The 8,023-nt window shown below is 39.4% G+C and carries 10 protein-coding genes and 1 other RNA gene; 7 read left to right on the top strand and 4 right to left on the bottom strand.

Going from position 1 to position 8,023, the window contains the following annotated elements:
- Positions 1-112: 112 nt before the first annotated feature.
- From AKG37_RS09235 to AKG37_RS09220, 4 genes are all read right to left on the bottom strand, one after another.
- Entirely contained in the window at positions 113-772 is a 660-nt protein-coding gene (locus AKG37_RS09235) for a deoxynucleoside kinase (protein WP_060698547.1), read from the bottom strand.
- Entirely contained in the window at positions 769-1,392 is a 624-nt protein-coding gene (locus AKG37_RS09230) for a deoxynucleoside kinase (protein ID WP_060698546.1), read from the bottom strand. The genes AKG37_RS09235 and AKG37_RS09230 overlap by 4 nt, the downstream gene beginning before the upstream one ends.
- 79 nt (positions 1,393-1,471) lie before the next feature.
- Positions 1,472-2,719, bottom strand: a complete 1,248-nt coding sequence (locus AKG37_RS09225; protein ID WP_237697707.1) for a glycoside hydrolase family 18 protein — start codon at positions 2,717-2,719, stop codon at positions 1,472-1,474.
- A 99-nt stretch (positions 2,720-2,818) separates the two neighbouring features.
- Complete coding sequence (locus AKG37_RS09220; RefSeq protein ID WP_077233710.1) at positions 2,819-3,373, bottom strand: cysteine hydrolase family protein; 555 nt, start codon at positions 3,371-3,373, stop codon at positions 2,819-2,821.
- A 79-nt stretch (positions 3,374-3,452) separates the two neighbouring features.
- Between AKG37_RS09220 and tadA the strand changes: the two genes are divergently transcribed.
- From tadA to AKG37_RS09185, 7 genes are all read left to right on the top strand, one after another.
- On the top strand, positions 3,453-3,929 hold the full coding sequence (gene tadA / locus AKG37_RS09215) for a tRNA adenosine(34) deaminase TadA (RefSeq protein ID WP_060698544.1): 477 nt from the start codon (positions 3,453-3,455) through the stop codon (positions 3,927-3,929).
- Positions 3,930-4,005: 76 nt separating this feature from the next.
- Positions 4,006-4,270: signal recognition particle sRNA large type (gene ffs / locus AKG37_RS09210), an RNA gene on the top strand.
- Positions 4,271-4,599: 329 nt separating this feature from the next.
- Positions 4,600-6,309, top strand: coding sequence for a DNA polymerase III subunit gamma/tau (dnaX, locus tag AKG37_RS09205; protein ID WP_060698543.1), 1,710 nt, complete (start codon positions 4,600-4,602; stop codon positions 6,307-6,309).
- A gap of 26 nt (positions 6,310-6,335) precedes the next feature.
- Positions 6,336-6,659 (top strand): YbaB/EbfC family nucleoid-associated protein, encoded by a 324-nt coding sequence (locus AKG37_RS09200; RefSeq protein WP_008342011.1) that lies wholly within the window; start codon positions 6,336-6,338, stop codon positions 6,657-6,659.
- 15 nt (positions 6,660-6,674) lie between these two features.
- Positions 6,675-7,271: a recombination protein RecR gene (recR, locus tag AKG37_RS09195; protein WP_003218094.1), complete on the top strand. Its 597-nt coding sequence runs from the start codon at positions 6,675-6,677 to the stop codon at positions 7,269-7,271.
- Positions 7,272-7,289: 18 nt separating this feature from the next.
- Entirely contained in the window at positions 7,290-7,514 is a 225-nt protein-coding gene (locus AKG37_RS09190) for a YaaL family protein (protein WP_003218088.1), read from the top strand.
- 69 nt (positions 7,515-7,583) lie between these two features.
- Positions 7,584-7,847: a pro-sigmaK processing inhibitor BofA family protein gene (locus AKG37_RS09185; protein WP_060698542.1), complete on the top strand. Its 264-nt coding sequence runs from the start codon at positions 7,584-7,586 to the stop codon at positions 7,845-7,847.
- Positions 7,848-8,023: the final 176 nt, after the last annotated feature.

Here is an 8,023-nt window from a genome sequence, read left to right as displayed (position 1 = left end):
GTTCGAATCCCTCTTCCTCCGCCATATTGATTTTTACCTTAGTTGAATTGAAACGCAAGCATAAAAATTGGAAATTGTCAAACCGCTGCATTCTTGAAATGCAGCGGTTTTTTTATTTTGTTGTCGAGCGATTTTTTTGAATAACTGAAGCAATTTCATGAAGAATAGGATCGAGTGAGCTTTCATCATGAAGTAAGTCGTAATCTTCGATATTAATTTTAATCACTGGGCATAAATCAAATTGTTCAATCCATTCGGTGTATCGGGTGAACATTTCTTCCCAATAGGCTCGGTCAGTTTGAGTTTCCATTTCTCTGCCGCGTTCTTCAATACGCTGTAAAATATGATCTAAATCCCCGTGTAGATAGATGAGGACATCAGGGTGAGGGAAGTAAGGTGTCATCACCATCGCCTCAAATAGACTCGTATACGTTTCATAATCGACCTCAGACATCGTACCTTTGTCCGCATGCATTTTTGCGAAAATGCCAGTGTCCTCATAAATTGAACGATCTTGGACATATCCTCCACCAGATTCAAAAATCCGCTTTTGCTCCTTAAAACGCTCAGCTAGGAAAAAGACCTGTAAATGGAAGCTCCACCTTTGGAAATCTGAATAAAAGGGCTCTAAGTATGGGTTATCATCTACTTTTTCAAGAGAGGTTTGAAACCCTAGCTTGTCCGCTATTGTTTTGGTCATAGTTGATTTTCCGACACCAACAGTCCCGGCAATTGTGATGACTGCGTCCTTTGGTATTTCGATATTGTTCATAGCACTTGCTCCTTTATATTCTGTACAATTTGCTGGTAATCTTGCTGTGAGGAAACGAAGTCTGTATGATCTCCTTCAATTGTAATGATAGGAAGCCCTGGCTCAGTCTGTTTTAAATGTTCAATGGCCAGCTCATAATCTTCAATGAGTGTTTTTAAATAAGCTGGGTCGATGTCCTCTTCAAAAGAGCGTCCTCTCATCTGTATTCTTTCGAGTAAGGTGGGAAGGCTGGCTTTTATATAGATCATGGCATTTGGTTTAGGTAGATCATCTGTTAGCAGGTGATAGATCTTTCTGTATTTATCCATGTGCTTTTTTGATAATGTTCTTTCTGCAAATATCATATTTTTATAGACATGATAATCGGTGACAATCGGCTGCTGTTTATTCAAATAGTTTTCTTCAATTGATTCTAACTGTTTGAATCGATTGCATAAAAAGAACATTTCAAGCTGAAAGCTCCACTGCTCCATATCATCATAAAATTTATCTAAGAATGGATTTTCTTCTACAATTTCTTTTACTAAAGGAAATTGGAACTCCTTCGCAAGCATTGTAGCCAAAGTTGTTTTTCCGGCTCCAATTGGGCCTTCCACTGCAATAAAAGGGGCAGGATACATAGGCGTTCTCCTCTATCTATAAAGTTGTCAAACCAATGTATATTGTACCATACCCCTTCCATAAGATAGAGCGAATGAATTACGATGTCGTTCTTTTTTCAATATTAAATTGATCTGATAATAAGAGCCAATTTTGTGGGAAGGATAACCCTAATTTCCAATAAGCAATTCCGTTCAAGTTTAACTCTTTGATGAGATTGAATTTTGCTTGAATGGATCTAGCGTCTTCGAACCAGACCTCATGCTCTTTGTTGTTGGCATCTGTATAACGAAAATGAGGTGCTTGAGCTGTTTCGTCGTATAAGATAGAGACATTGTGCTGTCTAGCAAGTGCAATTGCTTGTTGAGGGCTGACGGCTTTGGCGATAGGACCGCCCTGGACGTAAGGAAGTGTCCAATCATATCCATATAAATTCTGTCCCATTACAATTTTATTGGCAGGTATGACAGTCAGTGCGTATTCAATGACTTGGCGGACAGGTCCGATTGGTGATACAGCTTGTGCAGGGCCACCGCTGTATCCCCATTCATAGGTCATCAACACAACATGATCGACGATTTTACCGATGGCTTCATAGTCATGGGCTTCATACCATTTTCCCTTTTGCTGACTGCTTGTTTTTGGTGCCAGTGCAACAGATATTGTCCAGCCTTCTTGATGAAAGCGGGCTGTTGCCTCTCTTAAAAATTGAATATAAGCATCTTTATCAGCAGGGCGTAAATATTCAAAATCAAAATGGATTTCCTTGAATTGATACTTTTTGGCAACACGAACAATTTCATTTAAAAAGGCCGTTTTGACAGATTGATTAGTTAAAAGAATTCGTCCAAGTTCATCACTGAATTTTTCATTTTCTAGATTTGTTACTACCATGGTTAATACAGTTCTGTTCTGAGCGGCAATCTGTGGTAGTTGGTCTAACGGTGGTTCTCGCAGAGTCCCATCTCTTTGTGCTTGAAAACTAAAAGTGTCTAAATGCGTTAAGTAAGGAGAGGCCTCTCTAGCTGCCTGCTTTAAGTTTTCACTGACTTGGTTCCCGCGAGGCTCAATATAAGCATTGGAATTTATGTTTCTTTTCGGTCTTTGTGGAATATAGAGCAAGAAGCGAATAGGTAGTATCGCTTCAGGTCGAATTCTGTTCACGCGTGCCAATTCTTCCACTGAGATTTGAAACCGTCTACCAATTTGATATAGTGTGTCATTTTGTTTGACCTCATAAAATTGACCTCTAATGGGAATGACAATTGTTTGTCCAATGACGAGTTGATTTGGTGTTTCGATTTCGTTAGTACGGATGATTTCATTGACTGTCGTTTTAAAACGCATGGCAATGTCGTTTAAAGTATCTCCTCTTTTGACAACATAAATTTGAATAGTCAACGCCCCCTTTGTTATTGCTAACAATTTATGAGGGTTATGGCTAAATCATGTTTGATTTTCATTTGTGATTTCCTTAGCTGTGGTGATTTTTGCTAGAAGGACGTTCTCCATCATCGTTAAAGCGTAGTCGTTATCTCTGTCATCGTTTGAAGCGATACAATCTTTAGGTACAATTAGATTGTATTCTCGCATGTAGGCGTCATTTGCAGTGAACAAAACGCAAATGTTTCCGGCAATTCCAGTTAGAATGATGTCCTGAACACCTAATTCATTTAAGAGTGTCTCTAGTGCAGTTCCGTAGAATGCAGAATGCTTAGGTTTAATTAAGAAGTAATCATCTTTAGATGGTGCCAATTGTTCTAAAATAGGGGCGCTTCTTTCATTTTTACATGTTTTCAGAACAGCTTGGATATCGGCTTTCCAAAGTCCGTAGTGATCGTTGATATAGATAATTGGCCAATTTTCCTTGAAAGCTTGTTGTTTAAGAGCTAAAATTTTATTGGTCATTTGTTCTGTTTTTTCAGCAAGCACATGTCCCATTTCAAAATCAAAATCATTGATCATGTCAATAATAAGCAGCGCCTTTTGGTGCTTTGGCAAAATAACCCCCCCTTTAAAAGATTGTGGTAATATGTTAACCTCAATACCCTTTTAAAAAACATGAAAAGAGAGCCGCGCTATGAAGAAAGATGAACAGTTTATGCAAGAAGCTATTTCTGAAGCCTTAAAAGCAGAACAAATAGGAGAAGTACCGATCGGTGCTATCATTGTTGTTGATGACCAAATTGTGAGCCGCGCTCATAATTTAAGGGAAAGTGAGCAGCGTTCAATTGCGCATGCAGAATTACTTGCCATTGATGAAGCGTGTAAAGCGACTGGGAGCTGGCGTTTAGAAGATGCTGTCCTTTATGTTACGCTTGAACCATGCTCAATGTGTGCTGGTGCTATTGTACTCTCTAGAGTGAAAAAGGTCGTTTTTGGTGCATACGATCCAAAAGGTGGTTGTGCAGGTACTTTAATGAATTTACTTGACGATGAACGGTTTAATCATCAGTCTGAAGTTATCGGTGGTGTACTTGAAAATGAATGTGGTGAGCTGTTAAGTCAGTTCTTCCGAAACCTCCGCCATCGAAAGAAACAAGCCAAAAGTAAATGAATGGATGTCGTTTGCAATTTCAGCTGTTAGAAGGTATACTTATGTCTGCGTCACTAACAATTTAATATTCATTTTGCCGTGCTAAGCGGGGAGGTAGCGGTGCCCTGTACTCGCAATCCGCTCTAGCGAGGCCGAATCCCTTCTCAAGGTTCGTTTACTTCAAGGTCTGCCTTAAATAAGTGGTGTTGACGTCTGGGTCCTGCGCAATGGGAATTCATGAACCATGTCAGGTCCGGAAGGAAGCAGCATTAAGTGAAACCTCTCATGTGCCGCAGGGTTGCCTGGGCCGAGCTAACTGTTTAAGTAACGCTTGGGGTAGCGAATCGACAGAAGGTGCACGGTAAATCAATATTAAATGTAACTCATCTAGTTTATCTAGGTGAGTTTTTTGTTGCTGTTCAAAGAATACCTCAGCTGCTTTGGTTATACAAATAGCTAAAAAGTCTTTTTGAAGTGATTTGTTTTGCCTTTAATAACCAGTGGGAACTAGCGTTCTATATGGTGTGACAGTTCTTTCACAAAGTTAGAAAATACGGTTTTGATTTATGGAAAGTAGAAAAACTATAGTTAAAATCACCTTTTTAGCTTATTAGAAAATAAAGGTGTGCTTTTGAATTGATCGGTGCATCATGTATAATGAAAAGGATGATAAATGGAGGAGGGCGTATTTGTGAGTTATCAAGCTTTATATCGAGTGTTCAGACCTCAAGTTTTTGAGGATGTTGTTGGACAAGAACACATCACAAAAACGTTGCAAAATGCCCTTTTGCAGAAAAAGTTTTCTCATGCTTACTTATTTTCAGGTCCTAGAGGAACAGGTAAAACAAGTGCTGCCAAAATCTTTGCAAAGGCAGTGAACTGTGAAAGGTCACCTATTAGTGAACCGTGTAATGAATGTGATGCCTGTAAAGGGATTACAAACGGTTCAATTTCAGACGTGATTGAAATAGATGCTGCCTCGAATAACGGGGTAGATGAAATTCGGGATATACGTGATAAAGTGAAATTTGCTCCTTCAGCGGTTACATATAAGGTTTATATTATAGATGAAGTACATATGCTCTCTATCGGTGCATTTAATGCCCTCCTTAAAACGCTGGAAGAACCGCCTGCTCATTGTATCTTTATTTTGGCTACCACAGAGCCTCATAAGATTCCTCTTACCATCATATCCCGTTGTCAGCGTTTTGATTTTAAACGAATCACGACAAAAGATATTGTTGGAAGAATGGAGAAAATTGTAGATGCAGAAGGCCTAAATGTACAGGAAGGCTCGCTCGAAATTATTGCTAGTGCAGCTGATGGTGGTATGCGTGATGCACTAAGCCTCTTGGATCAAGCGATCTCATTTAGTGGTGAACAATTGACAATTGATGATGCACTGCTCATTACAGGTGCTGTATCTCAACATTTCATTAGTCAGCTTGCAGAAGCAATTTTTGATCAAAATATTGCCATAGCGTTAGATACATTAAATGAATTGCTCCAGCAGGGGAAAGATGCTGCTAAATTAATAGAGGATATGATTTTTTACTTTAGAGATATGCTGCTTTATAAAACGGCACCAGATCTCGAGGGTGTCCTTGAAAAGGTAAAGGTCGACGAAAATTTCGTGACACTTTCAGATCGTGTGACACCTCAGTTTTTGTATGAAACAATTGAAGTCCTGAATAAAAGCCACCAAGAAATGAAATGGACAAATCATCCAAGGATTTTCTTTGAGGTAGCGGTTGTAAAGCTGTGTCAATCAACGGCTGGAATGGCACAAGGTCATGCGGATGCTGATTTAACGGCACTAACAGATAAAATAAACAGGCTGGAACAGGAACTATCAAGGCTAAGAGCTGAAGGTGTACCAATGTCTCAATCTCCTAGCCCTCAAGAAAAAGAAGCACCTCGACCACAAACGAGTAACAAAAATGGCTATCGTGCACCTGTCGGCCGAATTCACGAGATTTTAAAAGAAGCGAAACGGCCTGATCTAGAAAAAATTAAAGGTAAATGGGGAGAACTCCTTGCCCAGTTGAAACAGCAGAATAAGGTGTCTCACGCTGCGTTATTAACGGACAGTGAGCCAGTTGCTGCTGCTTCGCATGCATTTGTTTTAAAATTCAAGTTTGAAATACATTGTAAAATGGTTGCTGAAGATAAAAGCGGTGTTCGAACCAATCTTGAACAACTGCTAGAGTCTATGTTAGGAAAAAGAGTGGAATTAGTTGGCGTTCCTGACGCTCAATGGGGTAAAATAAGAGAAGAATTTTTAAGAGATCATCAGCCGGATGAACAGGCGGATGGTCAGGGAACTTCCGCTGAAGAGGATCCATTGATTGCGGAAGCAAAGAAGTTAGTAGGAACCGATTTAATTGAAATTAAAGATTAATAAAAATGAAAGAGAGTGGTGTTCATATGCGCGGTGGAATGGGTAATATGCAAAAAATGATGAAACAAATGCAAAAAATGCAAAAGGATATGGCTAAGGCTCAGGAAGAGCTTGCAGAAAAAGTCCTTGAAGGTACGGCAGGTGGCGGTATGGTCACTGTAAAAGTAAATGGACAAAAAGAAGTCGTTGATGTAGCAATTAATGAAGAAGTTGTTGATCCAGAAGACATCGATATGCTTCAAGACCTTGTACTTGCAGCGACAAACGATGCATTGAAAAAAGTTGATGAGTTAACGAATGAAACAATGGGTCAATTCACAAAAGGAATGAACATGCCAGGTTTATTCTAGGAGGAATAACTGAAGATGCAATATCCTGAACCAATATCAAAGCTGATTGACAGCTTTATGAAATTGCCAGGAATCGGACCAAAAACTGCGGTCCGTCTGGCTTTTTTTGTTCTTAGTATGCAGGAAGATGTCGTACTAGATTTTGCGAAGGCGCTTGTAAATGCAAAGCGTAATTTAACTTATTGCTCGGTATGCGGTCATATTACAGACCAAGATCCTTGCTATATTTGTGAAGATACAAGAAGAGATCAATCTGTAATCTGTGTAGTGCAGGATCCAAAAGATGTGATCGCAATGGAAAAGATGAAAGAATACAACGGCTTATATCATGTGCTTCATGGTGCCATTTCGCCAATGGACGGGATTGGCCCAGAGGATATTAAAATTCCTGACCTATTAAAAAGATTGCAGGACGATCAAGTGACTGAGGTGATTCTTGCAACCAATCCAAACATTGAAGGAGAAGCGACAGCCATGTACATCTCCAGATTGTTGAAACCATCAGGAATTAAACTCTCTCGCATTGCTCACGGACTTCCGGTAGGCGGAGATTTAGAGTATGCGGATGAAGTCACACTGTCTAAGGCATTAGAAGGCAGACGTGAGATGTAGGAAGGAGAAGTACGGTACATGGGTTTTCTTCGCAGAAAATCAATTCGAAAAGAATTCGATGAGAAATTAATTCAACAGCTTTTTAAGCAAAAAGAAGAATGGAACAGACAAAAAAAGCTTGTCGCAAATAGCGTCGAGCCTTCACCGGACATTCTATTCGAATTAAAGCTTGCTCAAGCGAAGTACTTTTTCTATCTGAGAGAAGCGAAAAAGAGGAATTTACGTTTAAACAACTGGAGATAATAGCAGGTCTATTTTACATAGTCCTCTCATATGCTTGTACTATTCATATGAAGAGGAGATGAGAGGATTATGGAACCTGTTATTGTGATCGGGTCAATTATGTTAGCTGTGCTATTGTTGTTTATGTCAGGTGTTCAGGCGAATCCATTCAAATGGTTAGGGATTATCGGAGTGAAGTTTGTGGCAGGTGCTCTTTTTTTATTTTGCCTCAATCTATTTGGAGAGAGTCTAGGATTACATGTCTCTATTAACCCTGTAACGAGCGGAATTAGTGGTTTATTGGGCATCCCAGGCGTAGCGGCCTTAATTGTAATTGAAAAGTTTATTATTTAATGAAAAATATTGTTGACTTTGATTCTGTATGGTGGTAAATTAATATACGTCGCTGATGACGAAGAAACGAAAAAACATAATAACAAAAAAGTTGTTGACACTAACAACTTGGATGTGATAAGATGTTCTAGTCGCTTCTGAAGCGGTAAACAAGTTCTTTGAAAACTAAACAAGAC

This window comes from Bacillus australimaris (assembly GCF_001307105.1).
Classification (GTDB): domain Bacteria; phylum Bacillota; class Bacilli; order Bacillales; family Bacillaceae; genus Bacillus; species Bacillus australimaris.
The sequence above is the reverse complement of the archived record's forward strand: the minus strand, read 5'-3'. Positions and strand labels throughout refer to the sequence as shown.

Excerpts from the sequence above, each read along its gene's own strand:
- AKG37_RS09235 (WP_060698547.1), bottom strand. The coding sequence starts at position 772 with ATGAACAATATCGAAATACCAAAGGACGCAGTCATCACAATTGCCGGG.
- AKG37_RS09230 (WP_060698546.1), bottom strand. The coding sequence starts at position 1,392 with ATGTATCCTGCCCCTTTTATTGCAGTGGAAGGCCCAATTGGAGCCGGA.
- AKG37_RS09225 (WP_237697707.1), bottom strand. The coding sequence starts at position 2,719 with ATGCGTTTTAAAACGACAGTCAATGAAATCATCCGTACTAACGAAATC.
- tadA (WP_060698544.1), top strand. The coding sequence starts at position 3,453 with ATGAAGAAAGATGAACAGTTTATGCAAGAAGCTATTTCTGAAGCCTTA.
- AKG37_RS09200 (WP_008342011.1), top strand. The coding sequence starts at position 6,336 with ATGCGCGGTGGAATGGGTAATATGCAAAAAATGATGAAACAAATGCAA.
- recR (WP_003218094.1), top strand. The coding sequence starts at position 6,675 with ATGCAATATCCTGAACCAATATCAAAGCTGATTGACAGCTTTATGAAA.
- AKG37_RS09190 (WP_003218088.1), top strand. The coding sequence starts at position 7,290 with ATGGGTTTTCTTCGCAGAAAATCAATTCGAAAAGAATTCGATGAGAAA.
- AKG37_RS09185 (WP_060698542.1), top strand. The coding sequence starts at position 7,584 with ATGGAACCTGTTATTGTGATCGGGTCAATTATGTTAGCTGTGCTATTG.